General features: G+C 68.0%; 20 protein-coding genes and 1 pseudogene. 10 read left to right on the forward strand and 11 right to left on the reverse strand.

What is annotated here, in order from left to right; genetic code table 11:
• Window positions 1-3: 3 nt before the first annotated feature.
• The 3 genes from IPG68_05880 to IPG68_05890 are packed head-to-tail and all read right to left on the reverse strand — an operon-like array spanning window position 4 to window position 2916.
• Window positions 4-207 (reverse strand): hypothetical protein, encoded by a 204-nt coding sequence (locus tag IPG68_05880; protein ID MBK6762821.1) that lies wholly within the window; start codon window positions 205-207, stop codon window positions 4-6.
• A gap of 13 nt (window positions 208-220) precedes the next feature.
• Window positions 221-1750 carry a hypothetical protein gene (locus IPG68_05885; protein ID MBK6762822.1) on the reverse strand — a complete coding sequence of 510 codons (1530 nt, stop codon included), beginning with the start codon at window positions 1748-1750 and terminating at the stop codon, window positions 221-223.
• Complete coding sequence (locus IPG68_05890) at window positions 1717-2916, reverse strand: adenylate/guanylate cyclase domain-containing protein (GenBank protein ID MBK6762823.1); 1200 nt, start codon at window positions 2914-2916, stop codon at window positions 1717-1719. Before IPG68_05890 ends, IPG68_05885 begins: the two co-directional genes overlap by 34 nt.
• Window positions 2917-3038: 122 nt before the next feature.
• On the opposite strand from IPG68_05890, the gene IPG68_05895 reads away from it, so the two are divergent.
• The 5 genes from IPG68_05895 to IPG68_05915 all read left to right on the forward strand — a co-directional run bounded on the left by IPG68_05895 (window position 3039) and on the right by IPG68_05915 (window position 9261).
• A complete protein-coding gene (locus tag IPG68_05895; protein ID MBK6762824.1) occupies window positions 3039-3446 on the forward strand; it encodes a hypothetical protein in 408 nt (135 codons plus the stop codon).
• 8 nt (window positions 3447-3454) lie between these two features.
• Window positions 3455-4507 (forward strand): ferritin-like protein, encoded by a 1053-nt coding sequence (locus IPG68_05900; GenBank protein ID MBK6762825.1) that lies wholly within the window; start codon window positions 3455-3457, stop codon window positions 4505-4507.
• A 274-nt stretch (window positions 4508-4781) separates the two neighbouring features.
• Complete coding sequence (locus IPG68_05905; protein MBK6762826.1) at window positions 4782-6116, forward strand: MFS transporter; 1335 nt, start codon at window positions 4782-4784, stop codon at window positions 6114-6116.
• A gap of 9 nt (window positions 6117-6125) precedes the next feature.
• A complete protein-coding gene (locus IPG68_05910) occupies window positions 6126-6425 on the forward strand; it encodes a DUF4333 domain-containing protein (protein MBK6762827.1) in 300 nt (99 codons plus the stop codon).
• Window positions 6426-6687: 262 nt separating this feature from the next.
• Window positions 6688-9261, forward strand: coding sequence for a DUF4062 domain-containing protein (locus IPG68_05915; GenBank protein ID MBK6762828.1), 2574 nt, complete (start codon window positions 6688-6690; stop codon window positions 9259-9261).
• Between the two features lie 11 nt (window positions 9262-9272).
• Here IPG68_05915 and IPG68_05920 read toward each other — a convergent pair whose 3' ends face one another.
• The 3 genes from IPG68_05920 to IPG68_05930 all read right to left on the reverse strand — a co-directional run bounded on the left by IPG68_05920 (window position 9273) and on the right by IPG68_05930 (window position 13901).
• Window positions 9273-11081 (reverse strand): cation:proton antiporter, encoded by a 1809-nt coding sequence (locus IPG68_05920; GenBank protein ID MBK6762829.1) that lies wholly within the window; start codon window positions 11079-11081, stop codon window positions 9273-9275.
• A 66-nt stretch (window positions 11082-11147) separates the two neighbouring features.
• Complete coding sequence (locus IPG68_05925) at window positions 11148-12242, reverse strand: DUF222 domain-containing protein (protein ID MBK6762830.1); 1095 nt, start codon at window positions 12240-12242, stop codon at window positions 11148-11150.
• 90 nt (window positions 12243-12332) lie between these two features.
• Window positions 12333-13901 (reverse strand): RDD family protein, encoded by a 1569-nt coding sequence (locus IPG68_05930; protein MBK6762831.1) that lies wholly within the window; start codon window positions 13899-13901, stop codon window positions 12333-12335.
• Window positions 13902-14006: 105 nt separating this feature from the next.
• Between IPG68_05930 and IPG68_05935 the strand changes: the two genes are divergently transcribed.
• Window positions 14007-15671, forward strand: a complete 1665-nt coding sequence (locus IPG68_05935; protein ID MBK6762832.1) for a glycerol-3-phosphate dehydrogenase/oxidase — start codon at window positions 14007-14009, stop codon at window positions 15669-15671.
• Window positions 15672-15680: 9 nt separating this feature from the next.
• On the opposite strand, the gene IPG68_05940 is transcribed toward IPG68_05935, so the two are convergent.
• The gene (locus tag IPG68_05940) at window positions 15681-16547 is read right to left on the reverse strand and encodes a universal stress protein (protein ID MBK6762833.1); all 867 of its coding nucleotides are present in this window, start codon (window positions 16545-16547) and stop codon (window positions 15681-15683) included.
• 73 nt (window positions 16548-16620) lie between these two features.
• On the opposite strand from IPG68_05940, the gene IPG68_05945 reads away from it, so the two are divergent.
• Both IPG68_05945 and heR read left to right on the forward strand, forming a co-directional pair.
• Window positions 16621-18006 (forward strand): APC family permease, encoded by a 1386-nt coding sequence (locus IPG68_05945; GenBank protein ID MBK6762834.1) that lies wholly within the window; start codon window positions 16621-16623, stop codon window positions 18004-18006.
• Between the two features lie 240 nt (window positions 18007-18246).
• Window positions 18247-19044 (forward strand): annotated as a pseudogene (gene heR / locus IPG68_05950) (heliorhodopsin HeR).
• 15 nt (window positions 19045-19059) lie between these two features.
• Here the strand turns inward: heR and IPG68_05955 are convergent.
• The 4 genes from IPG68_05955 to IPG68_05970 all read right to left on the reverse strand — a co-directional run bounded on the left by IPG68_05955 (window position 19060) and on the right by IPG68_05970 (window position 24200).
• Window positions 19060-21210, reverse strand: a complete 2151-nt coding sequence (locus IPG68_05955; protein MBK6762835.1) for a penicillin acylase family protein — start codon at window positions 21208-21210, stop codon at window positions 19060-19062.
• 228 nt (window positions 21211-21438) lie between these two features.
• On the reverse strand, window positions 21439-22023 hold the full coding sequence (locus IPG68_05960; protein MBK6762836.1) for a hypothetical protein: 585 nt from the start codon (window positions 22021-22023) through the stop codon (window positions 21439-21441).
• A gap of 243 nt (window positions 22024-22266) precedes the next feature.
• Entirely contained in the window at window positions 22267-23046 is a 780-nt protein-coding gene (locus IPG68_05965) for a hypothetical protein (protein ID MBK6762837.1), read from the reverse strand.
• Between the two features lie 83 nt (window positions 23047-23129).
• Window positions 23130-24200: a DUF222 domain-containing protein gene (locus tag IPG68_05970; protein MBK6762838.1), complete on the reverse strand. Its 1071-nt coding sequence runs from the start codon at window positions 24198-24200 to the stop codon at window positions 23130-23132.
• A gap of 255 nt (window positions 24201-24455) precedes the next feature.
• Between IPG68_05970 and IPG68_05975 the strand changes: the two genes are divergently transcribed.
• On the forward strand, window positions 24456-25052 hold the full coding sequence (locus tag IPG68_05975; GenBank protein MBK6762839.1) for a hypothetical protein: 597 nt from the start codon (window positions 24456-24458) through the stop codon (window positions 25050-25052).
• Between the two features lie 23 nt (window positions 25053-25075).
• Window positions 25076-25708 carry a DUF1298 domain-containing protein gene (locus IPG68_05980; GenBank protein ID MBK6762840.1) on the forward strand — a complete coding sequence of 211 codons (633 nt, stop codon included), beginning with the start codon at window positions 25076-25078 and terminating at the stop codon, window positions 25706-25708.
• Window positions 25709-25833 lie beyond the last annotated feature (125 nt).

Consider the following 25833-nt stretch of genomic DNA (forward strand, 5'->3'; position numbering starts at 1 on the left):
AGGTCAGTGGCGGGTCTTGAGGAAGATCCCCACGTCATCCGGGACGCGGCGATCCTTGCGCCCCTTGCGCTTGTGGATGCCGGCCTTGTCCAGGGAGTCCGCGACGGCATCTGTGAGTTCGCCGGTGACTTCCGAGCTCAGCGCTTCGGCCTTCTGCTTGTCTGACAGCCCTTTCCACCAGCGTTCTAGATCATCGTTCTTGCCCATGGTTCCTCCTGTGTCATCGTGATCCGGCTTCGGCTTGTGTGCGTCGGGTGGTCTGTTCGGGCGGGGGGCCGGGCCGGGGGGTCGTCGCCTCCGCGACGGCTTCCTCAAGTCCCATCGCTGCGCCCTTGCGCAAGGCGTCGTTCCAGGTCTGTTCTGCCACCCGTACCCGCGCGGGTTCGATGAACCGGTCGAGATGCTGCTGGTCCGGGGCGGCGCGCGGGATACCCGCGATCCTGCGCTGCTTCTCGGCTGCCCCCAGCAGGGTGGCGGCCCGCGGCCCGTGCCCCAGACCGGCCCAGATGGCCGCGGACGTCTCGATCACGTCGATGGACAGGTCGATGTCCCCGAGTGCCACCGCCTTCGGGGCCACTTCGCGCAGCTCCTCGTAGGCGCGTTCTGGACCCTCGCCGTTCAGCAACGCCTCCACCAGGTTGGCATGGTCGATCGCGAGTCCCCAGGGGTCATCCAAGGCTGCGTCCGCGGCGATCGCCTGCTGCGCCGCCTCGATCGCAGCCGGGTAGTTGCCGACGTCCATGTGCAGGTGCACGACGTTGCTCAGAGCGGTCGCCTCCCGCTGTGGGCTCCCGATCTGGCGAGCCAGGTCCAGGCTGCGCTCGATCAGCGCGCGCGCTTCGGCGGTTTCGCCGGCATCGCGGCGGGCGATGCCAAGGCTGTTGGATTCCCGGGCCTCCCGGTCCAGGTCACAGAGGCGGTGGGCCATGGCCAGCGCGCGCTCGAGAGCGTGGGTGCCGATGATCAGATCGCTTTGCTGCAGGGCGAGGATCCCCTGACCATGCAGCGCATCGACGACCTGGACGCTGTCGGGCACCGCGTCGTTGGCCAGCAGGCGCAGCGCGCGATCGTGCCATCCCCGGCCCTCGGCGATGTAGCCGAAGCGGTACCAGTAGCCGTCCATCTGCTGCAGCAGCGCGTACCCGCACTCTGCGCGCTCGCCGGTGGGGTCCACCTCCGGGTCGAGGCACCAGTCGAGCGCCGCGCGGATGTCCTCCTCCACGGCGTTCATGCGATCCAGTGCGCTCATCTGGCGCGGGCCGTGCAGCAGTGCGTTGATCTTGGTCGCCACATCCAGGCACCAGCGGGCGTGGGCCAGGCGCACTGCGTCATGGTCGTCGGACGCCGCCAATTGTTCGCGAGCGAACCGGCGGATGGTCTCGAGCCAGAAGATCATCGGTTCGCCGTCCGGGCTCTCGGCGATCTCCAGCAGGCTGACATCCACGAGGTGGGCCACGACGTCCAAGGGGTCCCGGTCCTGCTCGCCGAGAACCTGTTCCACCGCTTCGAGGCCGAACCGGCCGGAGAACACCGCGAGCTGGGTGAACACCCGCCGGTCGGACTCCTCGAGCAGGTCGTAACTCCACGAGATCGTGGCGGCCAGGGTGCGCTGGCGCTGCGAGCGCCTGGTCAGTGTTGTCGCGTCGGACAACCGGTCATCCAGGCGGCGCAGCAGGGCTTTCGGGCTGAGCAGTCTCGTGCGGGCTGCGGCCAGTTCTATCGCCAGGGAAGGCCGTCGAGATGCCGGCACAACGTGACGACATCGGCGACGTTGGCCGGCGTGAGCGCGAACGAGGGCTTGACCATCCGGGCGCGACGCACGAAGAGGTCGACCGCGCCGGTCTGGACGTCGGTGAGATCGCCGTTGTCGGGGCTGGTGGGGACGGCCAACGGGGAGACCGGGTACTGCTGCTCGTCCACGAGGTGCAACGGCCGCCGCGATGTGGCGAGGATGCGCAGTCCAGGTGCCGCATCCAGCAGGCGGCTTACCACGACATCGGCCTCCGTGATCTGCTCCAGGTTGTCCAGGACGAGCAAGGCGGAACGGTCAGCGAGGAATCCGAGTGTGCGCTCGTGGGGCAGTTGGTCGGAGTCGCCGGGGGCATCCACCGCCTCCGCGATGCCGGACCACATCAACGCCGATCGGTCCGCGGTGTGCAGATCGGCGAAGTAGATGTCGGAGCCCAACTGGTTCTCTAGTTCGTGGGCCACGGCAACGGCCAGGCGGGTCTTTCCGGTCCCGCCGGTGCCGGTCAGAGTGACCAGGCGGGCACCGTTTCGCTCGATCGCCGCGCAGATCTCCGACACCTCCCGGGAGCGTCCGATCAACTCCGTGGCGTACGTCGGCAGGTTCGCCCGGCTGCCCAGGCTGCGCACGGGAGGGTGCTCCGCGACCAGTCCCTCGGCCTGCACGTCGAAGAGATGCTCGGGTTGGGTCAGGTCCTTCAGCCGGTGCCACCCGAGGTCGCGGAACTGGATGTCCCCGGGCTCGGCGCCCACGAGTTCCTGGGTGGTGGCCGACAACACGATCTGCCCGCCATGTGCGGTGGCGGCGATCCGCGCGGCACGGTGCACGTCGATACCGATGTACCCGTCCTCGTGGCGCTCCGGCTCACCGGTGTGCAAACCCATGCGCACGCGCAGTGCCGCGCCCCCGGGCCATGGGTGCTCTCCCAGTCGCCGTTGCGCGGACACGGCCGCGGCCAATGCCTCGTGGGCGGAGGTGAAGACGATGAAGAAGCTGTCACCCTCGGTCCCCATCTCGCGGCCGTGGTAGGCGGTGAACTCCGCGCGCAGGATGCGGCGCTGGGCGGACAGGGCCTCTCCCCATCGCGTACCCAGTCCCTTGAGCAGCGACGTCGAACCCTCGATGTCGCTGAACAACATCGTCAAGGTCCCCGTCGGCAGCGGGTTCATGGGCGACAGTATTCCCGCTCAAGGCGCATGTGTCACCGTTCGCACGTCCGGTAACCCTGTTCAGCAACGGATTCCAGGCGTACCCTTGGCGCCTACGGACCGCGCAGATGGAGGAGTGCATCATGTCTCGCTCGCGTCGCCTGGCAGTCGGGGCGGCGGCTGTTGTCGCTACCACCGTTCTGATCCCGACCACCGCCACCGCCGCACCCGATCAGAACCTGCGGGGTCTGCGGCTCAGTGGGGAGGGTTGCGCTGGGCTGAAGACAGTCGTCGTCACGCCCCGCACGCCGTTCCTGTTCGCCCCGCTGCAGTTGATCAATGCAGAGGACGCCAAGCCCTCGGGCAAGTGGCTGTTCCCCTACGAGATCGCCGTCTTCGGGGAGGGGTTGAAGACCCGCCATATGATCCCGGGGGAGACGTACACACGCCCGGGGAGGCCACCGAAGAACCAGGTGACCTGCTCGTTCACAGGTGAGACGAAGGAGGGGCCCTTCTCTGTCGACGTCACCGGACCCATCCGCGGACGGTGAGGGCCGGCATGCCACATCCGCGGATCGTGGTGGAGCACCGCAAGGAACTGTCCTACTTGCTGTGCCAGGCCGCAGAGATCGAGCACCTGGCCATGGGGCAATACCTCTATACGGCCTTCAGTCTGCGCAGCGAGGTCGGCCCGGGTGTGACGGCCGAGCAGTTCGAGGCGGTGGAACGCTGGCGGCGGGTCCTGCTGAGCATCGCAGCCGAGGAAATGCTGCATTGGGCGATGGTCAACAACTTGCTGACCGCGATCGGTTCGGCGCCGTACGTCTCGCGGCCCAACTACCCACAGCGGGCCAAAGGTTACCCGCCGTCGGTGCAGTTCGAGCTGCTGCCGTTCAGCGAGGACGCCTTGCGCCACTTCGTCTACTTCGAACGCGCGATGGGGGTGGACGTCGAGGACGCTGGCGCGTTTGCGCACGTCGGTGAGGAACCCCCGCCGATGGCGCCCACCGAGTTGCAGCCGCGGCCGCAGGCCTTCCTCACACAGGGCCAGTTGTACGGTTCCCTCGGCGATGCGCTGCGCGACTTGACCGAACGGCTCGGGGAGGACGGGCTGTTCATCGGCCCGCCGTGGGCGCAGGCGGCACCGGAATCCTTCGGATGGAAGGACCTGGTGCCGGTGCACGCCCTGCAGTCGGCGCTGGCCGTCCTGGCGATCATCGTGGAACAGGGTGAGGGGGCGACCGAGGACGTCGAAGGGTCGCACTTCGGGCGCTTCCAGGCAGTTCTGGACGAGTACGTGGCGATGCAGGCAGCGGATCCCTCGTTCGTGCCGGCCCCCGGTGACCGCGGCGGTCGCGCGAGGGGTGGAGGGTCATGCGCTGACCGGACCGCTCATCACCGACCCCACGACGGCTGCTGTCTCGGATCTGTTCAACGTCATCAACGACCTGATCCTGCAGATGGTCTGCCGCTTCTTCGCGTTCGGCCACGAGTCCGACGAGCAACTCGCGACCCTGGCCGATGCCGCCGTGGGACTGATGTTCGGCGCCATCAAACCACTGGGGCTGCTGCTTGCAACGATCAACCCGCAGTTCGGCGCGGCGTTCGGTGATCTGAACCCCTGAGCGCCCGACGTGGCCCGGCCGCTCTCCCGCACCTATCCGTTAGTGATGCGGATGGGCGGGAGCGACAAAGACCGTCTGTATCGCTCCCCTTCATCCGTATGGCTAACCCCTTGCACGGTGCTGCTGTCCATGGGGACTTCGACCGACGGGCGAGCGGCCGTTCAGTTGATGTCGTCCGATGCTTGATCACCTAGGCTCGCGGCGAGGCCAGCGGCAGGGGCACCCGTGACATACACGAGCACATTGCGCACAGGCCCGTTCGTGCGCATGTTGCTTGGCCATGGCTTGGCCACTGTTGGGCAGTTGCAGTTGATCATGGCGGTCGGCATCCATGCCCTCGCCGCGACCGGCTCGGGTCTGTGGGTCTCGGCTGCGGTCTCGCTCGGGTTCTTGCCGTACGTGCTCTTCTCCACCAGCGCCGGCGTCCTGGCCGACCGCTACAGTCGCAGCGCCGTGCTCCGGTGGTCGATCGGGCTGCGCCTGGTCCTGGCGGTTGCCATCACCGGCGGAGTCCTTCTCGGGTGGCCAATACCGGCACTCATTCTCCTGACTGCCCTCTCCGCGACCCTGGGCACCCCGGGCTACCCCGCGCTGGCGGCGGCTACCCCGGAGTTGGTCACTGAGGAGGACCTTCCGGCCGCGAACACCCTCGCCACCGGCGTCGAGAATGCCGGCTGGGTGGCGGGACCCGGGTTGCTCGGCCTGCTGCTGCTGATCGGGGCGCCGGTTGCCGGGGGAGGGATCGCTTCCGCTGTGTGTTTCCTCGCGGCATTGCTCGCGCTCGGACGCCTGAACCTGCCTGCGGCAGCACCTGAACTGACCGCCCGCAGTCGCGCTGCGTTCACCGGTGCGCTGCGCGTAGTCACGCGCAACCGCAGGATTCGCATGTTCATGGCATTGGCAACCCTGGACAATGCTCTGTACGGATACTTCGTCGTGGCGCTGGTCCTCGTGGGGGAAACGGCCCTGGTGGCAGGGCAGTCGGGGATCGGATGGCTGAATGCGGCGTTCGCCGCGGGTGCCTTCACCAGCATGGTGATCGCCCCGCGCCTGGCATCGACCCGGAACTTCCGTTGGCTCATCGCGACCCTGGTCCTGTTCGCCGGGTGGGGGGTGGTCCTGTCGCTGGCGCGGACGCTGTCGGTGGCGGCGATCGCGGTGTTCTTCGCGGGGCTCTTCACCGTCGTCGCCGAGATCATCGCAGTGACGGCCATCCAGCGGGTCACCCCCAATGCTTTGGCATCACGGGTCTTCGGCGTCTACGACACCTGCGCCATCTTTGCGATCGCTGTGTGCACGGGTCTGGCGGGGTGGCTCAGTGAGATGCTGGGCGTCCGCACGGCGCTCTTTGGCGCGGCCGCCGCGACAGCCGCCGTGGCTCTCATCAGCGCGGTGGTGGTGAGAGGCTACGGCGCGGGCACGCAGGCCGCGGTTGTGGGCGTGCTGCCGCGGCTGGGCACGGGTCGGGCCAACCCGGTCCCGGCGTCTCGCCTGCATCCGTGGGTACCCATGGTTGTGCACCGGCCCGCCGCGATCACTGCCGACTCCCATGCCCGAATGACGTTTGCATCGCGCCAAGGCGCCGTCCGCGGCTAGGCTGCCAAGATGCGCGCTTCGCTTGCTTACATCGGTGCCGGCCTTCTGCTCGGCACGACAGTCCTGTCGGGTTGCTCGAGCTCCACCCTCGACATCGACAAACTGGAGACCAACATCGCCACGGAGATGCAGTCCCAGCTGAGCCTCTCCGGAACCCCGACCGTGACGTGCCCGGACTCGGTGCCGATCGAGCAGGGCAATGTCTTCACGTGCACCGCTGAACTGGACGGCGACACGGTCGACGTGGAGGTCACGCAGACAGACGACAAGGGCAATGTGACCTGGGAGACCGTGCAGCCGACCGGCTGAACCTCGGCTGGGGCGGGACGGGCCAACCCGAGCCTCCCCGACGACGGCTAAGCCGCCGGCAGGAACCCGGAGCACATCTGCGCCAAGCTGGGCGTGTCGAGCCGCGCTGCCGCCACCCTGCACGCCATGCGCCTGGGGCTGCTGGAAACCACGGACATCGAGGGCTGAGCGAGTTCCCACCCTGGCGCGCGGGGTGCGTGCTGGGGCAGACTGGCCGGGTGTTCGGGCATGCGACCGCTCACCCGGCGTCAAGGGTTCGTCCATGAGTGCCGGAGCAGGCGGTGAGGTCCCCTACGGCATCCTCACCCCCGATCAGCGGCCACGGGTGTTCATCAGTTCCACGCTGGTCGAGATGGCAGAAGAGCGGGTGGCCGCCCGCCGGGCCGTGGAGAGCCTGCGGCTGATACCGGTGATGTTCGAACTGGGCGCCCGTCCGCACCCGGCCCGCTCGTTGTATCGCGCGTACCTGGCACAGAGCCACATCTTCGTGGGCCTCTACGCAGAGAGGTACGGATGGGTCGCACCGGAGGAGTCGATCTCGGGGCTTGAGGACGAATACCACCTCTCGGCAGGACTGCCCCGACTGGTGTACCTGCGCACCCCCGCGGAGCGGGAGGCCCGTCTGGAGGCGCTACTGGACCGTGTGCGGGAGGACGACACCGTCAGTTATCGGTCGTTCCGGGATTCCGAGGAGTTGGAACGCCTCCTGCGCGACGACCTGGCTGTCGTCCTCGCGGAGCGGTTCCTGGTGGGCGACCGGATAGAGCCCGCCCGCGGTGCCGAAGCGAGCCATCAACTGCCGCGTCCGCTGACCGAACTCGTCGGCCGTGAGGCTGAGACGGCACACGTGCGCAGCCTTCTCGATGGGGGAGCGCGTTTGGTGACGCTGGTCGGTCCCGGCGGTATCGGCAAGACGCGGGTCGCTCTCGAGGTCGCGCATGGCGTGGCCCGGACCGGGCGCGAGGTCGCCTTCGTCCCTTTGGACGCCGTCCGCGATCCGCACGCGGTACTGCCGGCCATCGGCGCCGTGCTCGGCATCGGGTTGGACGGCTCGGTGCCCGCGGCGGAAACCCTGGGACGTGCCCTGCGCAACCGCAATCTGCTGCTGGTGCTGGACAACATGGAACAGGTCGTGGAGTGCGCCCCCGAGGTGACCGCGGTTCTGCAGGAATGCCCCGACGTCACCGTGCTGGCCACGAGCCGTGCCGGGCTGCGGATCCGGGGCGAGCAGCAGGTTCCGATCGGGCCGTTGACCACGCCGAACGGAGAGCGCGGGGATCTTGACCAGTACACGGCGGTGCGACTGTTCCTCGAACGGGCGCGGGAGGCCCGTCCCGGTCTCACCCTGGATGACCCCGCCGAGGCGGCAGCCGTCGCCGAGTTGACGAAGCGTCTGGAGGGGATCCCGCTGGCGCTGGAACTGGCGGCGGCGCGCAGCAAGACCTTGCCTCCGCGCGCCCTGCTGGCACGTGTGGGCTCCGCTCTAGATCTCAGCAGCGGTGCGGTGGACGTGCCCGCGCGACAGCGGACGCTGCGGGACACGGTGGCCTGGAGCGAGGAACTGCTGCCCCCGCTGGCGCGCCGACTCTTCGCGCAGTTGTCGGTCTTCGAGGCTCCGTGGACGCTGACCGACGCGGAAGCCGTCGCCAGCACGGAGTCCGGCGACGTCCTCGACGGGGTGGCCGATCTGGTGGAGCAGAGCCTCGTCTACCCGTCCACGCGCAGCAGTGGTGAGCCCCGCTTCCGGATGTACGACGCTGTCCGGGCCTACGCCCGTGAGCGCCTGGATGTGTCTGATGCCATCGCGACTGGGGACCGCCTGATCGCTCGCATGGCGAGAGTCGTCGGGGAACTCGACGTCGGGTTCCGGTCGGCGGAACATGATCGGTGGCGCAGCGAGTTCCGACTGGTGTGGCCGGATATCAAGGCGGCCTTCGAACTCGCCGTCGCCCGGGAACAGGCGGCACACGCGACGCACCTGTCGCGGGCATGGGTGGGGATGTGGATGGACGGTCGGGTGCGTGAGATCGAGCCGCTCATGCAGGCCGCCATGGACCTCGTGGATCGGCTCGAGCCGCCCGAGCAGGGCGACATGCTCCTGGCCGGCGTGGGCCTGCGGTTCAACATGGGCGACTACGAGGCGGCCCGAGCGCTCATCGACCGCATCCGTGGCGGTATCGCGCTGCTATCCGAGGACGAGGAGTTGCCCGGCACCTTGGAGCTGTACGAGGGGTACCTCGCTGCCGGTGATAGCGACATGACGGCAGCGGAGCGCCATCTGCGGGAGTCCATCCACCTACTCGCGCAGTGCGGCCCGGGAGGCGGGTGGATCGAGGCCTTCGCGCACAACGGGCTGGGATCGTTGCTCGCACTGCGCGGCGACCTGGCCGGGTGGCGCCGTGAGATGCAGCGCTCCGGTGAACTCGGACGGCAATACGGCAACGTGGGTGCGCAGTTGCAGAGTCTGGTGTTCCAGGCCGCCGGACTGGCCCAGACCGGGCAGATCGAGGAGGCGAAGCAGTTACTGGGTGCGGCAGCGGACCTCGTTCAGAGGTATCCGTTCTACGAAGCCAACGCCTACTGCGTCGAGGTGGCCGGTCTGGTCGCCCTGCAGGAGGGTGACGCCCCGGCCAGCGCCCGGGCGCTGGGGATGGCCGATGCCCTGCGGGAGGTCGTCGGCGCCCGCGTCTGGCCGTTGCTGGCGATGCTACGCGCGGCCATCGAGCAGGCAGTCAGGTCCGCTCTCGACGACGACGCCTACCACCGGGAGGTGGCGCTGGGCCGGGAGGTGGATCTGATGACCCTGGCCGATGTGGTGCGGGGCCTGGTGCGGTGAGGGGACCGCGGCTATTCCAGGACTTCGCGGCGCCAGTCCGGTTTCCCGTCGTCGCGCAGTTCGCCCAGGTTGCCGTCGAGGGCGGCTTCGACAGCACGGGCAGCGGCCAGAGCTGCCTCGACGCGGGGCATCAGCACGAAGTCCGCACCCGCGGCGTACAGGCGTTTGCGCTCGGGGAATGTGGTGGCGGTAGCGATGAGCGCCGCCGAGGGGTTGACCTCGCGGATCACGTGGACCAGTTCCACCGTGCTGGCCGATGTCAGCACGTCGTCGGGAAGGGTGCACAGGACAACGCGGGCACGGTCCACACCAGCGTGGTGCAGGATTTCGGGGCTGGTCAGGTCCCCGTAGGCGACCCGTGGGCCCAACTTGGCGATGTCCGGATGGATCGCAACGTTGAAGTCGACCACCAGGGTCCGGTCGAGAAGATCGGGGACGGACTCACCGAGTTCGTGTAACAGCGACGAGGCGGTGCGATGCACGCCCAGCAGGGCGAGGTCGAAGCTCTCGGAGCGGTCGGTGTCCTCAGTGCGCCGTGGTCTCATGCCGACGCGACCGAGCCACGGGGCGAGTCGGTCGTACACCGTGTCGGCCTTGGTGAACAGGGTCGGCGTCAGGACGGCGGTGAGCACGAAGGCGAAGATGATCGAGGAGTTGAGGGCTGCGTCGATGTGGCCCAGTTGTAGGCCCAGGAACGCGATGACGAGGCTGAACTCCGACATCTGTGCCAGCTTGGTGGAGGTATGCGTCGCGATCCGTACATCCAGCCCGCTCACGTTCAACAGCGGAAGCATCACCAGGAAGCGGCTCGCGACGGCCAGCGCTGCCAGGCCCACCGCGAACACGATCACGCCGGCCCCGTCCGGGGCCGGGATCGTCATGCCGAGTCCGACGAAGAAGAGTGTGACGAAGAAGTCGCGGACCACCGACACCTGACGCACGATCTCCTCCCGGAACGGCAGGCTGGCGATCGTGGCCCCGGCGACCAGTGCGCCCATCCCGGCACTCACCTGCAGGGCGGTGTCGGCATCGGTGACGGCCTCGATCGCCGTGTCGATGTTGAGCCCCGCCAGCACCACGGCGAAGCACCACGCAAGCGCCGCGATGAGGATGGTGGATGGTTGCTTGGCGATCCACCGGAAGCCGATCGGCAGCACGGAATGGGCCACGGCGAGTGCCACCGCCCCCAGGAGCAGGACACCCGCGAACGCCGAGAGGATCGGCAGCACCTGCGGATCCGAGAGGTTGGGCTGAACGGCCAGCACGATGATCGCCCAGACATCCTGGAACACCAGCAGGGCCAGCGATACCCGGCCCGTCTGGGTGTCGAGTGTGAATGTCTGCTGGAACAGTGCCACCACGAGCAGGGTCGATGAGGCAGCGATGACCAGGCCGACGTAGAGCGTCGCGTAGTCACCTTGCAGCACCCCCAAGGTGACACCGACGAGCACCAGGCCCTGCGCGACGAGGAATCCCAGCAGGGCAGTCAGTGGATACTGCAGAGCCCCTGACACGAAGACGGCCCGCCCGCTTGCCAGCAGACCCTTGACGTCGATCTCCAGCCCGATCAGGAAGAGCAGCAGGATGAGACCCAGCTGGGCGATGGTGTCGATGTTGACCGGATCGTTGATCAGTCCGGTGCCCGTCGGGCCCAGCAGAACCCCGGCAAGCAGGAACGCGGCGACCGTCGGGATCCGCAGTCCCGTGAACGCGATGGCGAGCACTCCCGCTGCGACGAGACTCATCCCGATGTCGAGCACCAACACAGGAAGTCCGGTGTCGGCCGCCATCGCGGCGGGGACGGCAACGAGCACGTTCATGGACGGATACTAGGGCGCGGTCAAGGGAATACCCGTGGCATGAGGCGCATGGCGCCGGGTTCTGGCCTATGGGTCTTCGAGGGTGCTGGTGTAGGTGTGGCCGCGGGGGCTGGTCCAGGTGAGGTCGCCGGTGTGGGTGGTTCGGACCGTCCAGTCGGTGTGGGTCTTGATCCGGTGGTGGTATCTGCAGAGGCACTGCAGGTTGACCTCGACGGTGGATCCGGTGGGCCAGGCGGTGATGTGGTCGAGGTCGCAGTGGACGGCGGGGCGCCGGCAGCCGGGGAAGCGGCAGTGCCGGTCGCGGGCTTTGACGTATCGGGTGAGTTGCGGGCCCGGGCGGTAGCCGATGGTGGGGCGGGGCGGGTCCAGGTGGATGCGCGGTGCGGTGTCGCACAGGTGCTGGGCGTGGGCGTCGCTGATGGGCCCGTAGCCGACCAGTTCCGGGCCGGTGGGGGTGATCAGGACCTGCACCGGGACGGGCTGGTGGGCCTGGATGCCGCTGATCCGGGCGACCAGTTCGTCGGCGCGGGCTGTGTCGACCGGTCCGTCCTGGTTGGCCGCGGCGATCCGCAGGCTGTCGTAGCAGGCCTGTGCTTCTTCGGCGGTGAGGTAGGCGCCGAGGGTGGCCATGCCGTCGGTTTCGGGCTGCACCCAGACCCGCCGCCGGGTGCGGGCCTTCTTGCGCCGGGCGGTGGCGGCTTCGGGGTCCAGCCGGGTGATCTGTGTGGCCAGCCACGCCCGTAGTTGCCCGCGGGTGTGGCTCGTGGCGTAGTCGCAGGCGGCCCGGGCCAGACCAACCCGGGTGGCGGGGGTCAGCCCGAGGGTGCCGGCGGTGATCTCCTGGGCCTTTCCGAGGTCGATCAGCCCGGTGCGCAGCGCGTCGAGGACCTCGGGCAGGTCCTCGTGCAACTCGTGGGCCAGGTCCACACGCCGGCTGGCCGCGGCCGGGGTCCAGGCCAGTGCGCAGGCGATCTCGGCCGGGGCCGGGTCGCACAGGTTCCCGGTCGGGTCTGTGGTGGCCGGGTTCTCCTGGCTGACTTGGTGGATAGCCCCGAGCTGGCGGGCGTCACTGAACGCTTTCACCGCCTCCGCTGCGCACGCCACGTCCAGCGGGTCCGCACCCGCGGTGTGCAGCAACTCCCACGCCTGGTGAACATCCATGGCCCAACGTTAGAACACAGGTACGACATCTTCGGGGCCGCCGAAACCCACCGGATGTGGACAATCCGGTGGTCGGCTGACAGGTCTGCGCTAGGGACCCCCGGCCGCGATGACCCGCTCCTGGACAGCGTCGCGGACATGGCGGCGCTGCTGGGTCTCGGGAACCGAGTAGCGCACCTCGGTGTGGACCAGGAGGTCCATAAGACTGCGTCGCTTGGCGTCGACGAGTGCGATGGCTCCGGTCGCCAGCCAGAAGACCAGGCCGAGCATGCCCACCCAAGCCCGGACCATGGCGCGCAGGAAACCGGGGCGTCGCCCGTCCGGGGTGCAGACCCGAATCCCGACGATGCCCATTCCCAGACTCCGGCCGAGGGCCCAGTAACACATGCCCAGGTACGCCGGTATGACCGCTGCCGCGATCGCAAGGAGAGTGAGCGTCAGCCAATCCGGAGGCGTGCCTGAGAAGAGGGAATCGAGCAGGCCAGCCAGGGTCGAGAAGAGAACTGTGTTGAGGTATCCCACCACGAAGAGGTCGATGGCCAGGCCCAACAGACGGGTGACCGCTCCTGCGTACGTGAAACTCCGTCCAGGTGGCGCGGGGGGAGCGGGCAGAGCGCGCCAGACGGCCCGTTGCTTCGAAAGGTCCTCCACCGCAAGGCGCACCGGCTTGGTGTCATCTGGCGACGTGTCGGCAAGGACGATTTGCAGAGCCGTCTCAGCTTCCCGGCGGGGTGGTCGGCGCAGGAGCCGCCGGCCCACGGTGTCCACCAGGGTGTCGAGGTCGGCCAAAGCCCCTCGGAACCCCTCAAAGGCGTCGAGGAACAGGCCTTGACTCTGTTCCCGGATGAGGTCGCGGATGCGCGGGTCGTCCACGATGTCGTCCAGTATCTGGGGCGGGGGGGGTGGGGGGGGGGGGGGGGGGGGGGGGGGGGGGGGTTTTGGGGGGGGGGGGGGGGGGGGGGGGGGGGGGGGAGCGGTCTTGGGCGGCGGTTGGGTGCGCTGGGGCGCGAGCAGGTCGGGAGCGACCTGGTCGCGGATCTTGGGCATGAGAGCGTCGACGAGTTGGGGTGCGATCTCGGCAGTGATCAGGGGCATGAGCGTGTTCACCAGCTGGGGAGCGACCTCGTCGCCGAGTTTCGGCATCAGCGCGTCGATGAGCCGGGGTGCGATGGACTGCTCGAGGTACGGGACCAGGCCATCCACGATCTGCGGCACAAGTTGCTGCTCGAGGTAGGGCTGGAGATCGGTCAGCAGGCGGGGCAGCAGGTCGTCCACGAGCCGAGGGGTCACACCCGCGACGACCTCTGGCACGGTGACCTCGACGAGGTGGCCGGAAACGCCATCGACCACTTCGGGAATGGTGACGGTCGTCAGGTGGTCGGTGATGCCCGCGAGGACCTCCGGGACCACCTCGTCGGTCAGGTAGGGCGTGATGCCCGCCACGATTCGGGGAATGGCCTCCTCGACCAAGTACGGCTCGAGGTCCTCGATCACCTGCTGAGCGGTGGCGTTGGTGGCCTCAAGCGCTGCTCCGCCCACCGAATGCCCCACGCGTCCCACCGTGGCGTCGAATGCGCTGTCCGCGGCGTCCCGCGCACCTCCGGCCACTCGGCGGACCGCTCCTCGCAGCCCGCGCTCGGAGTCCGGTGGCGGTGTCATGCAGGCAGGCTACGCCTCACAGCCCATGGTCGCCGGGTACCTCGCCGGTCAGCACCGATGACTGCAGGCGCGGTGTCGGGAACGCGCCGCGCCTAGGATCGATATGTGGGACTACGCGAATCCAACATCGACCAACTCGACGGCGGCATCTTCGACGTACTCATCGTCGGGGGCGGGATCAACGGTGCGGTTTCTGCGGCCGCCCTTGCCTCCAGAGGCGCCCGGGTGGCGGTGATCGACCGCGGGGATTTCGCCGCCTTCACGTCCATGCAGTCGAGCAACCTGGTGTGGGGCGGTTTCAAATACCTGGAGAACTACGAGTTCAAACTCGTCCGGGATCTGTGCATGTCACGCAACCATCTGATCAAGTCCTACCCGGCCAACCTCAAAGAGATCCGGTTCATGGCGGCGCTGGACGAGAACTCGCCGTACTCGCCGCCCTTCGCAGGGATGGGCGCGACCGCCTACTGGGTGATCGGGAACGGCTTCACGAAGCCACCCAAGGTGCTCAGCCCGGAGAAGATCACCCAGCGTGAGCCGATCGTGCGCACCGACAACCTGCTCGGCGGGATCGAGTACTCCGACGCGTACATCGTCGACAACGACTCCCGTTTCGTGTTCGGCTTCATCCGCTCGGCTTTGAACTCCGGGGCCACCTGCGCCAACTACGTCTCCTTCGAGTCGGCCCGGCGGGTGGCCGACCGGTGGCACGTGCAGATGCGCGACACGGATACGGGAGCGCAGATGGCAGCCACGGCGAAGATCATCATCAACGCCGCCGGGCCCTTCGTCGATCCGATCAATGCCGCCCACGGCATCCGCACGAAGCACAAGATCGTGTTCTCCAAAGGCATCCATCTGATCGTCCCGAGGTTGTCCAAGCAGGAGCGGGTGCTGGCCTTCTTCGACGACACCCAGCGACTCTTCTATGTGATTCCGATGGGCACCCGTTCCATGATCGGGACGACCGATGACCGGGTGAGTGACCCCGATACCGATGTCACCAACGAGGACCGCGACTTCCTGCTCAACCAGATCAACGAACGCCTCGACCTGGAGACGCCGCTGACCCCGCGTGACATCATCTCGACCCGCAGCGGGGTCCGGCCGTTGGTGGTGGAGACCGACAACACCACCTCCGACCAGACCGATTGGACCTCGCTGTCGCGCAAGCACGCGCTCGAGGTCGACGCGGATCGGTCCTGGGTGACGGTCTTCGGCGGCAAGCTGACCGACTGTGTGAACATCGGCAACGAGGTCAGCGCGATCGTCAAGAAGCTCGGCGTGCCGCTGACGAAGGACAAGAAGTCCTGGTACGGCGAACCCCCGAAAGCCACCCGCGAGGAGTTCTTGCGACAGGCCCGCCTGATGGGTCTGGATCACATCACGACCAAGTCCAGCTTCGAGACCCTTTCGACGCGACTGTGGCGGCGCTACGGGCTGCGGGCTTTCGCCATGCTGGAGGCCCTGCGCGACGACCCCACCATGGCCGACGAGGTGATGGAGGACGCCGACTACGTGCGGGTGGAGTTGTTCTACGCCGCCAAGACGGAGATGATCACCAAGCTCGACGACTTCCTGCGCCGGCGCAGCAAGATCGCGCTGGTCCTCGACCATGATGAGGTGCGCGACGCCGACGGTATCCACGAGGCGTGTGAACTGCTGTTCGGCGAGGACGCACAGCGACGTTTCGACGAGTACTTCACCGAGGAGCGCAGGGCGCAGCTTCAGGCGTATCGGCAGCCGAGCGAATCGTTCCCGGAGGGCTGAGCGCGTCCCTCAGTCCTCCGGGGCGTAATCGCGCGGCACCACGACCATGGGAACCGGCAGCACCCGCATGAGTTTGGTCGCCGTGCGCCCGAGGAAGAGTCGTCTTGGTTGCGCCAATCGGCTGGATCCGACCATCACGATCTCGCTGTCGGAAAACTCGAGAGCGTTGACGGCCTCCACCAGTGTGCTGCCCTGGCCCACCACCGTCGTGACCGGGCACTCCGCCGGGAGTTCCTCGGCAGCCTTCTGCGCGATGGTCGAGACGTGGAGCTCTGCGAGTTCCGTCCATTCCTGGCGCCGATCTTCGGACCCATCCTCGCCGACCGCCACCAACGACATCAGTCGCAGTGGGACCTTCCACTCGGCCGCGGCGCGAATGGCGAATTTCACGAGGACCTCGTGGCCCTCCCGGACCCCTGTGGCACAGGTGATCCGGGTGATGGCCGGCTGGGCCGGGTAGTCCGCAGGAGTGAGAGCGACCGGCACCGACGCGGAATGCAGAAGCGCGTCGGCGATGCTGCCGAGGCGGAAGTGATGCGACGTGCCGACCACGATCATGCCGGCCTCGCCGCCCCTCCCGGGTTCCTCGGCCTTCTCCATGAGGCCCTCGCTGATCGACTCCGCGTTCACCAGATGCCCCTCGGCCGCCACATCGGCCGGCACCTTGCTCAGACCGTCGGCCAGCCATTCGCCGCCCTGCTTGCGCAACTCGGTGTTGTAGGCGTGATCCGGGGAGTACATGTGGAAGGTGGGCGTGTCGTCCGGCAACACGGCGACTAGATCGAGGCTCGCCCCTGATGACCTGGCCAAAGTGGACGCCAGGTTAATGGCGTCTAAACCGCGCTGCTGGGGTCCGTACCCGACGATGTACCTCATAAGTCCGTAATCTAGCCCTCCGAGGCCCTATGTTGAGGCGGGTAAGAGTCAGCGATTTCGCAGGGAGTCACATATGGCCGCCGAGGGAACGACGAACACCACCTCCGAAACGGGTCAGTCCTCCCACCTGGTGAGGACGCTGGGGCTGTGGGCGATCGTCGGTCTCGGACTCGGCTACATGACTCCGACCGTGGTCTTCGACACCTTCGGCATCGTCTCGGAGGAGACCGGTGGGGTGGTCCCCACGTCCTACATCCTGGCCCTCGTGGTGATGCTGTTCACCGCGATCAGCTATGGACGGATGACCCGCGTCTTCCCTTCCGCCGGCTCGGCCTATACCTACACCTCGCGGACGATGAGCCCGAACCTGGGCTTCTTGATCGGTTGGGCGGCCCTACTCGACTACTTGTTGCTGCCTTTGGTCAACGCCCTCATCATCCGCAGTTACATGTACTCGTTCTTCCCTGAGGCGCCGGCGTGGATATGGGTGGTTGTCTACGTCGCGGTGATCACCACCATGTGCCTGGTCAGCATGACCAACACCTCGCGGGTGAACATGGTGCTGGTCACGTTCTGTGTGGTCCTGATCGGAGTCTTCTTCCTGCTGTCGATCAAGGCCCTGATGAACGGGACCGGCAACGGCACCATCTTCTCGGTGGACCCCGCGTGGCACGAGGGTGTCGACCTGGGACTGGTCATCACCGGCGCGACGATCGTGGCTTTCTCCTTCATCGGTTTCGACGCGATCACCATGTACACCGAGGAGGCCAAGGAGCCGTCCCTGGTGCCCAGGGCCATCCTCCTCGCGCTGCTGATCGGCGGCGGGATCTTCTTCGCCGCCGCATGGTTCACGCAGTCGATGTTCCCGGACGTCTCGAACTTCAGCGAGGAATCCCTGGAGAACAGCGCCCTGCCGGAGATCGCCTACAACGTCGGCGGTCAGTTGTTCAAGATCCTGCTGACCGCGGCGGCATTCGCGGCGACGATGGCCTCGAGCCTGGCGTCGCACTCCTCAGTGTCCCGGTTGCTCTATGTGATGGGCCGCAACGGACGCGGCCCGGCCTCCCGCTTCTTCGGATACGTGCATCCGACCTTCCGCACGCCTGCCTATGCCATCGTCTTCGTCGGGTTGGTCTCGCTGCTCGCGATTTCCTTCAACCTGGACTTCGTCGCCTCGCTGATCAACTTCGGGGCCCTTATCGCATTCACATTCGTCAACCTGACGGTGATCGCCCACTTCGCCTTCCGCGAGCGCGAGGTTCACGGAGCACGGGACATCTTCCGGAACCTCGTGCTGCCGGGCATCGGTGTGGCCCTCACCGTCCTGCTCTGGGTCTACCTGTCGGCCGAGTCGACCCGGTACGGAGCGATCTGGTTCGCCATCGGCATCGTGGTCCTGCTGTGGATCACGCGCTTCCTGCGGCGGCCGCTGACGGTGAACATGGGCGAGGAGGCCTGACGCCCGGACGGACGACGCAGGTCTGCGCACGCTCGACGGCCCCTTGAGGCCCCCTGGGGAGCGGTGAAGAATCCAGGTGGTCATGGCCATGTTGGACGGACCGGCCCGGTGATCCGTGTCGGCGTTGCACGCCCGCTTCAGGAACCCGCATCGCTCACCGCACGCCACTCCCACGGCATGCAGTTGTGTGTACTGATTCGCCACGTTGCGCGGCGGTGGCCAGAAGCTAGCGTAGAGGCCATGAACCCCTCACCCGCCGGCATTCCCGCGCAGGACGCCGTGCCGGTCGAGCCGGGCCGCCTGGCCCGTCTGCGCCAGTACAACATCATCGTGGGGCTGATCCTGGTCGCGCAGGCGGTGGCTGTGGTCGCGCTCTCCAACGACTTCACCCTGCCTGTCACCGCCTCCTACCTCGAGGGGCCGCCCGGCACGATGCCCGGTGACCCCGTCACGTTGCTGAACACCCCGATCGGGCTGGGCCGCGGCCGGGTTCCTGGCCCTGTCCGGAGTGGCGCTGCTGATCGTTGCCACCGTCTGGTTCCGGGGATATGCCGCGGATCTGGCCCTGCAGCGGAACCGGGCACGGTGGGTCGAGTACGCGCTGACGTCGTCGATGATGATCGTGCTGATCGCCCAGATCACCGGCTTGACCGACGTCGCGGCACTCGCAGCGATCTTCGCCGTGAACGCGGCCATGATCTTCTTCGGCTGGCTGCAGGAGGTCTACGAGCACCCCGGCGGCGGTTTCCTGCCGTTCATCTTCGGATCCATGGCCGGTATCGTGCCGTGGCTGATCATCGCGTTCTTCGTCATCGCCCCCGGTCCACCTCCTCGGCCGAGCCGCCCGGGTTCGTGTACGGGATCATCGTGTCGTTGTTCCTCTTCTTCAACGTGTTCGCCCTCAACCAGTACCTGCAGTACAAACAGGTCGGGCGTTGGGCCGACTACCTCGCCGGGGAACGGACCTACATCACCTTGAGCCTGGTGGCCAAGTCCCTGTTGGCCTGGCAGGTCTTCGCCGGCACCCTGGCCGGCTGACCCTGGCCGCATTCGTCAGGGTCGCAGCGTCTTCAGGTGACCGGCCCGCCAGTGGTCGAAGTCGCTGGCATACCACCGGGAGCGCACCCGGTCCGACGGACCTCCGGCCAAGACTGTGTGCGCCGACTCCTCGGCGAAGTCGGTGACGAACCTCAGGGTCGGCATGAACGAAGTGTCCGCCCCGGCCGACCGGAAGACCTGGCCCTGCTGGACCGTGCCGCGGCCCCCGGCGAGGGGGAACGGGCCGCGATCGAACCCGAGCCGGGCCAGGGGAGTGCCACCGAACAGCAGGTGACGCGCGGTCGTCGGCCGGAGCTCGCCCCAGGGTCGGACCGGACCCGGAAGCGTTCTTCTGGCCACTTGGGCGTAGACGTCGGCCCGTGATCGTCCGCCGAACCAGGCCGAGTCCTCGCGCAGCAGCACGTTGTCGAAGTTGCCCTCGAAGTCGGCGAGGATCCCGGTCTCGGTGAACAGGTAGCCGATGACGTCAGCCCCGAGCACACCGCCGAACACCTCCTCCACCAGGCCGCGGTGCCAGCGCTCGAAGAGGGTAGCGCCGATCGAGTCCACCGTGTACGAGCAGTCCCACTCGCGCAGAGTTCTCTCGTTCTCACTCTCACCCAGCAACGGCAGCAGTACCTCGAGGTAGGGGCGGGGGTGGGCCGCGACGAGGTCGAGCTGCAGCCGCTGGGTGTCCTCGACGGTCCAGGAATCGTTGTCATGCAGGGTTTCGGTGATCCGCGCGGCACGCGAGTCGCTCATCGGCAGGTTGATCGGAGCCCGCCGACCCAGGTGGTTCAGGTCGTCGTTCGCGGTCACGATGAACCCGGTCTCCACATCCTTCGCGCGCGGCAGGTCTTCAACCCGGGCGTAGCCCTGCCAGGCGGTCTCGGGATCCCAAGCCGGCCGTGGGGCCAGACCGGAGTCGGGCAGGTCCCGCAGCGGCATCCGGCCGGACATCTGGTACCCGATAGAGCCGACCTGGTCGGCCAGCACCCAGTTGAATGCCATCTCCAGCTTGCCCAATGCCGCCATGCCCGCGTCGACGTCCTGAGCGCGGAGCACCTGCACCATCGCGGTCATCGACGCGGCGCCGCCGTCAGCACCGGACCAGCGGGTGGCCAGGCGTAGGCCGTCGACAGCCGGGTCGCCGTCGAGAAGGCCCCGGTCGGTCTCGTGGACGACCAGCCGCACCGGCTCACCGCGCCGTACGGCGATCTCTTCCACCCGGGTCGCGACCGGCACCCACGTCGTCTCGCCCCCCACGTCCCGGCGCACCCGGCCGTCGCGGCATTCCTCCACCCACGAGTCGGTGGCGTCCATGAACGCGTAGGTCGGCGTCCAGGCCAGCGCGTCGGTCCGGCCCACCAGGAAGGCCGGCAGTCCCGGCATGGTCGCGGCGATCACCCAGTGCCCCGGCCAGGTGCCGACGATCTCGCTCCAGATCGCGGGGAGCCTGAGCTCGAGGTGCGGGTCCCCGGACAGCACGGCACGCCCGCTGCGGGTCCGGTCCGGGCCCACGACCCAGTTGTTCGAGGCGATCGGGCGCGGTACGTACGGCGTCCAGCGCACCTCCGGAGGGACCAACGGCTCGCCGAGGTCGAGCCGCGAGACGAGTTCGGCGTCCAGGCCGTCGAGGCCCCTCGGGAACATCTCCGCCAACAGATCACCGGGCACCCCGGCCTTCACCATCTGCACCAGCAGCCGCTCCATCTCGCCCTGGCTCTGGGCCAGACCGACGAAGCCGACCAGCCGGGCGAGGACCACGCTGTCGGCGGGCGTCCACGGCTCCGGGTGCTTGACGCCGAACAGCCGCAACTCCCACGGCGCCTTTCCTCGTAGCGCCCGGTTCACCCCTTCGCAATAGGCCGCCAACAAGGTGTAGACGTCGGGCGGCAACGCCGCAACCTGCTCCTCGGCGCCCAGGTGGAAGCCCAGCCGGCGGAAGGTCTTGTCCGCGGCGAGCAGTTGTTCGCCCGGCAGCCGCTCGGCGAGCCTGCCACGCCCCGCCATCCGGGTGAGCAGCAGTTGCAGGGCGCGGTCGGTGCCGTGCGCCCACCCCAGCCCCCGGTAGAGGTTCGTCTCCGAGTCGGCGTCGATATGGGGAACACCGTGGGCGTCCCGGGTCACCGACAGCCCAGGCATGGTGAGCAACTGCTTCTTCACGACGTCACCCTAGCCCTGGATCTTTCACCGCAGCCGAGTGTCAGCGTGTTGATCTTGTTCGAGTTTCGGCGCTGGGGGTTTCGTCCGTACCTCACGTGAACACGATGGTGCCCTGGCCGGCGCGGGTGGGTCGAGTCAATGCCGCCATGAACGCACGGAAGACCGCAACCACCTTCGACCCCCGAAACATCCGACCGATTGCTGGGGCGCAGTGCGTGTGTTGGGCGCCTATTCCCCGGGAGCACGCTCGGCCCGGCGACGCAAGAGCCCGAGGATACCGATGACGGTGACGTCGGCGATGAGGGCCGCGTAGACCCATGCCGCAGGTGTCCATGCGAACTGGCTCTGGTAGCGGGCCATGCCCACCAGGAGCAAGGCCGCCAGGACCAGGCTCGCGATGACAGCCGGACGGATGCGTTCGGCGTCGTCCTCCCACGCCATGGTCGCGAATGCCGCCCCCATCGCCACGACCCAGGAGCCGATGGCTCTGCTGGTGAGCGGTGTCAGCGGCCACGCAGCGACGTCCATGACGACGCCCGGGACCACAACCATGGCCAGGCCCAGAGTGAGGAATACCGCTGAGGAGGCCACAAGCAGACCGCGGTACCCCCTGACCAGGTCCCGTGAGCGCGGCGGATCCTCCCCGGGCGAACGCGTCTGGATGACCAGTGCGACCGTCACCAGAATCGGGTCGACGATGTAGATCACCAGCCATGCCCACGCTGCGAAGCGAGCCGTCCCGGGTCCCGAGAAGTGGAACTTGTCGAGATGGATGACGGTGGTGAGCAGCGTCAGCCAGAGGAACAGGGTCACGCCCGGAACCCCGACCCGTGCCATGACCCAGGTCCGGCGCCGCCAGCTGAGGAAGGACAACACGCTCGCGGTCAGAGAAGGCACCCATGATGGTTGCGCTGGAGCCGGCCGCGATGGTCCACGCGAAGAACTCCTCGGTGTGGTCCGTCAGCACATACAACTGCATGCCGGAGGCGAAGGTGAGGATCGTCCCCAGGATCAGGGCGAAGCGCATCAGCGGGATCGTCTGCCGATTCGTTGCGGTCATGATGGCAGCACCACACCGAATCCGTGACGGGCGAGTTTGAGCAGCACATGCCCGGGCTCCAACAACTGCGTGACCTTCTCCGCGGACACCATTTCCAGGGCACCCAGCGCGCGCATGTACGCGGTGTCGCCCTCCTGTCGTGCCGCAGCCAGGACGTGTGTGTTGCGCCATACCTTGGCGCGTGCCTCGCGCAGGAAACGCTTGGTGCCGAGCCGGTTCAATGGTTTCAGCGCGGTGTCGACCCACGTGCGGTCCCCGGGCATCTCCTCCGGACGCAGCAACTCGTCCTCGGCCGCCACCTGGGCGGATAGCACGGCGTCGATGCGCTGGTGGTCGGCGTGGCGGCGGGCCATGACCTGCTCGTCGCGGAAGTCCGCGTCCGGGATCACCGCCACCAGCGCCTGCGGAAGGTCGTAATTGATGTGGGCGTTCATGCCCAGCAACACGTGACGCAGGGGGGCGAGCCTGGTGAGGGAGGCTTCGAAGGCGACTTGCCAGGGTCGCGACGGATCCCCCTTCCCGCGCCAGGTGTCCAGGGCGTCCAGGTAGAACCCCGCGAAGGCCACGTCCCAAGACTGGACCCAGTCGTTGTCGATGAACCCATCGCTGGCGATCTCCGCGCGGACGGCGTGGGTGATGCGGTTGTAGGTGGCGTGAAAAATGCGGCATCGATCGTCGTCCGCGACCAGTTCCGCCTTGAGCACGTCCATCCGCCCGATGAGTGCGTCGATGCGCGCCGTCGAAGCCTGGGCCCGGTCGTGATCGTTCGGGAACACGCTGGGAAGGTACCGGATTCACGTGCTTGATCGCCGGGTGTGGGCCGTCAGGATCGGGACGGCCCACACCGCCGGGTTCTGGCCTATGGGTCGTCGAGGGTGCTGGTGTAGGTGTGGCCGCGGGGGCTGGTCCAGGTGAGGTCGCCGGTGTGGGTGGTTCGGACCGTCCAGTCGGTGTGGGTCTTGATCCGGTGGTGGTATCTGCAGAGGCACTGCAGGTTGACCTCGACGGTGGATCCGGTGGGCCAGGCGGTGATGTGGTCGAGGTCGCAGTGGACGGCGGGTCGCCGGCAGCCGGGGAAGCGGCAGTGCCGGTCGCGGGCTTTGACGTATCGGGTGAGTTGCGGGCCCGGGCGGTAGCCGATGGTGGGGCGGGGCGGGTCCAGGTGGATGCGCGGTGCGGTGTCGCACAGGTGCTGGGCGTGGGTGTGGCTGATGGGCCCGTAGCCGACCAGTTCCGGGCCGGTGGGGGTGATCAGGACCTGCACCGGGACGGGTTGGTGGGCCTGGATGCCGCTGATCCGGGCGACCAGTTCGTCGGCGCGGGCGGTGTCGACGGGTCCGTCCTGGTTGGCCGCGGCGATCCGCAGGCTGTCGTAGCAGGCCTGTGCTTCTTCGGCGGTGAGGTAGGCGCCGAGGGTGGCCATGCCGTCGGTTTCGGTCTGCACCCAGACCCGCCGCCGGGTGCGGGCCTTCTTGCGCCGGGCGGTGGCGGCTTCGGGGTCCAGCCGGGTGATCTGTGTGGCCAGCCACGCCCGTAGTTGCCCGCGGGTGTGGCTCGTGGCGTAGTCGCAGGCGGCCCGGGCCAGACCAACCCGGGTGGCCGGGGTCAGCCCGAGGGTGCCGGCGGTGATCTCCTGGGCCTTGCCCAGGTCCAGGCGCCCGGTGCGCAGCGCGTCGAGGTCCCCTGGCAGGTCCTCTTGCATCTCGTGGGCCAGGTCCACACGCCGGCTGGCCGCGGCCGGGGTCCAGGCCAGTGCACAGGCGATCTCGGCCGGGGCCGGGTCGCACAGGTTCCCGGTCGGGTCTGTGGTGGCCGGGTTCTCCTGGCTGATCTGGTGGATGGCACCGAGCTGGCGGGCGTCACTGAACGCTTTCACCGCCTCCGCGGCGCGCGCCACATCCAGCGGGTCCGCACCCGCGGTGTGCAGCAACTCCCACGCCTGTGAACATCCATGGCCCAACGTTAGAACACAGGTACGACATCTTCGGGGCCGCCGAAACCCACCGGATGTGGACAATCCGGTGGTCGGCACGCGGGCGTGTGTGGGCCGGTACCGAGCACTCGATCATCCGTCACGAAGGGGTCGGACGCGTACGGTTGACGTGTGGGCACGGGTCGCACAGGGCATCCGATCGAGCGCGCAGGTCCAGCCGACCTGATGTTCCTGGCTCTGCAAGGAGCGACCGTGCCGGAGCAGTTTGGCGTGGTCCTGGTGATAGAGCCGGACGGCCCCTTCGACGCGGCGGCTGCCGTGCGACTGGTGGCCTCCCGCATCCCCGCCGTCCCCCGGCTGCGGCAGTGCATCCAAAAGGTGCCGCCTGGCTGCGGCCGGCCGATCTGGGTCGATGACGCCGACTTCGCCGTCGACCGGCACATCGATGTAGTGGACTGTCCGCCTCCGGGCGATGAGACCGCCATGCTCGCCGCGGCCGAGGAGTTGCTGCTGAACCCGCTGCCCTTGGACCGCCCTCTTTGGACGGCCCGCTTCATCACCGGACTGACTGGTGGTCGGGTCGCGCTGGTGGTCGTCGCCCAGCACGCACTGGCCGACGGGGTGGGCGGGCTGGCTGTCTTGGGGGCACTGCTGGACGGATCTGCGCCATCGCCCGACCGGTCCTTCCCCGTTGCCGGGCCGTCGCACGGAGAACTGGCCGCGGAGGCCTGGACCACCCGCGTGCGGGCCTTGTACCGGCTCCCTGGACTGCTGCGCCGCACGCCTCGTGGTGCGCGGGAGGACGCGCGGAGTACCGGGTCGGCCGGGCTACGCCCTGCTCGCTCTTGACGACCACGGGACGACGTCGCCGGGTGACCGTGGCAAGCGGTGATCTCGCAGCGATCCGCGCCACCGCGCACCAGACTGGCGCCACGGTCAACGACGCCCTCGTGAGCGCCGTCGTTGGTGCACTGCACGCATGCCTGGAGCGGCGCGGGGAGGACCCCCCGCCATTTGTGCTCGCAGTGCCGGTGGCCGTGCGTCGCGGGACGACCGCAGACGATGTGGGCAATGCCTTCACGGAGGCCCGAGCGCGCGTCCCCGGGGGAGGCATGCCACGCGAGCGGCTCGCCAACGTCGCGGCGATCATGCGGGAGCGCAAGGCCGCCGTGATGCAACCGGCGGCCCTGTTCGTGGCTGCGCCGGCTGTCCGGGCGATGGTGGCCGTCGGAATCTACGGGTGGTACATGCGGCGCCAGCGCTATCTGCACACAGTGCTGACGAACCTGCGCGGCCCGGCCCTGCGGGTCACGTTGGCGGGTGCACCGATCACGAGGATGCTGCCGCTGGCGGTCGGCGGCGGAGGCAACGTCACTGTCACGTTCGCCGCACTCTCCTACGCGGGTACCTTCGCCGTCACGGTGACCGCAGACCCCGCGGTGACCCCCGACCTCGGTCTGCTGACCGCCGATCTGCAGGCGGAACTGGACCAACTCGGCGGGTAGTCGCTCTGCCGGCCGCCCGCATTGGAGTCCTCATCGAAAGGTCGAGGCGGGCGCATGGTTCGACAGCCCGGTCCTGGACCATCTACTGTCTGGTCATTGCACCGCGGCCCCGCGTGCAGGAAGCG

This window comes from Micrococcales bacterium, from assembly GCA_016703125.1.
Lineage (GTDB): Bacteria > Actinomycetota > Actinomycetes > S36-B12 > UBA10799 > JADKAV01.